This window comes from Streptococcus oralis, from assembly GCF_003943825.1.
GTDB classification, from domain to species: Bacteria; Bacillota; Bacilli; order Lactobacillales; family Streptococcaceae; genus Streptococcus; species Streptococcus oralis_CD.
Map to the genome: position 1 here is coordinate 1 of NZ_RJNJ01000026.1, position 1,806 is coordinate 1,806.

At 37.1% G+C, this 1,806-nt stretch carries 1 protein-coding gene and 1 pseudogene; one reads left to right on the top strand and one right to left on the bottom strand.

Going from position 1 to position 1,806, the window contains the following annotated elements; genetic code table 11:
• Window positions 1-14: 14 nt before the first annotated feature.
• A pseudogene (locus D8863_RS10320) lies at window positions 15-206 on the top strand (ABC transporter permease); the annotation flags it as partial.
• 64 nt (window positions 207-270) lie between these two features.
• Here D8863_RS10320 and D8863_RS10325 read toward each other — a convergent pair.
• Window positions 271-1,578: an ISL3 family transposase gene (locus D8863_RS10325; RefSeq protein ID WP_125441848.1), complete on the bottom strand. Its 1,308-nt coding sequence runs from the start codon at window positions 1,576-1,578 to the stop codon at window positions 271-273.
• Window positions 1,579-1,806: the final 228 nt, after the last annotated feature.

Genomic DNA, 1,806 nt, shown 5'->3' on the forward strand with positions numbered 1-1,806 from the left:
ACTTATGACCCTCACTTATGACCCTCTTTATTGGACAAGGTCTTTTTAGAATTTTCCCTTATGCTCAGATTGCTGTTGGTGATCGAGCTCGTTCCTTAGTCCCTTTTACCTTATCTGAATTTATCCTTTTCTTAGTTGTCAATAGTGCTTATATTTTTGTCTTCTATACCTTAGCAGTTAGACAGCTTAAAAAGAGATTTATTTAATCTCATTTATAGTGAAAAACATGAAGAAAGCGAAGATTTATCGTAATTGTTATACAATTAATGATCAGCAAATAAACAGTGGGCTCTTTGTCAACTGTAGTGGGTTGANGAAAAGNTANANCCTGGAGAGGACCAAATTGGTTCTCTCCTTTTTGATGTTCAAAGCAATGAGAATTCTAGTTTTAAAGTTNTCAAAGTTCCGNAAGCCAAAAGCATTTCGCTTGATGACTTTGATGAGGTTATTGGTNGCCTCTAGTTTTGCGTTTGAGTTGGGATGTTCCAGTGCATTCATGATCTTGTNCTTATCTTTCNAAAAGGTCTTNAAAANAGTTTGAAAAATAGGATTTACAGAAGAAATTGTTTCTTCAATAAGACTAAAGAAATGTTCNGTTTGTTTCTCTTGAAAATGAAAGAGTAGGAGNTGATAGAGATTATAGTGCTGTCTAAGTTCTTGAGAGTAGGCAAGTATCTTTTCTAGAATCTCTTTATTGGTCAAGTGTGAGCGAAAAGTTGGTCGATAAAAACGTTTATCNCTGAGTTTACGGCTATCCTGTTGNATGAGNTTCCANTAACGTTTCAGTGCTTTATATTCGTGCGATCTCCGATCCAACTGATTCATAATTTGGATGCGTACGCGATTCATTGCTCGATTGAGATGCTGGACAATGTGAAAGCGGTCGAGAACGATTTTAGCAGAAGGAAAAAGTTTTCTAGCCATATCGTAGTAGGGACTAAACATGTCCATGATAATGACTTTCACACGACTTCTCACCTGTCTAGAATAGCGAAGGAAATGATTGCGAATAGTTGCTTGAGTCCGTCCATCTAGGATAGCTACAATCTTTCTTGTATCGTAGTCCTGTGCAATAAAGCTCATCTTACCTTTCTTGAAGCNNTACTCATCCCAAGACATGTGAGTTGGAAGGGAAGATAAATCTGTCTTGAATTTAAATTTTTTCAATTTACGNATGACTGTCGAAGTAGAGACCGATAAACTTTCGGCGATAGCNGTCATAGNGANTTTCTCGATTAATTTTTGAGTGATTTTCTGGTTGACGATCGTTGAGATTTGGTGGTTCTTTTTGACTAAGGAAGTCTCTGCGACAGCTATTTTTCCGCATACTTTACAACGAAAACGGCGTTTTCTCAATCGAATAAGAGTTTTGTAGCCCGCACACTCTAGATAGGGAATTTTAGATTCTTTTTGGAAGTCATATTTAGCCATTTGTCCTTGACAGTCGAGACACTTAGGAGCAGGATAATCTAGCTTAGCGATGATTTCTTTATGTGTTCCAGCATCCAGATAATCCAAGATTATGATGTTCTTGTCTTTAATTCCGAGTAAGTTTGTGATAAAATNTAATTGTTCCATATGATTCTTTCTAATGANGGTTTGGTCACTTTTCATTATAGGTCTTATGGGACTTTTTTTCTACAGCAAAATAGGCTCCATAAGACCTATGGTGGTTTTACCCACTACAGAAATTATAGAGCCGGCTTACATTGAAATGAAACACAGCTACAAGCGTTGCCAGGTTGGGGATACAGAGATTGTGGCTAATCGTGATGTGAATTTTGAAATTGAAAAAGGGGAGCTGGT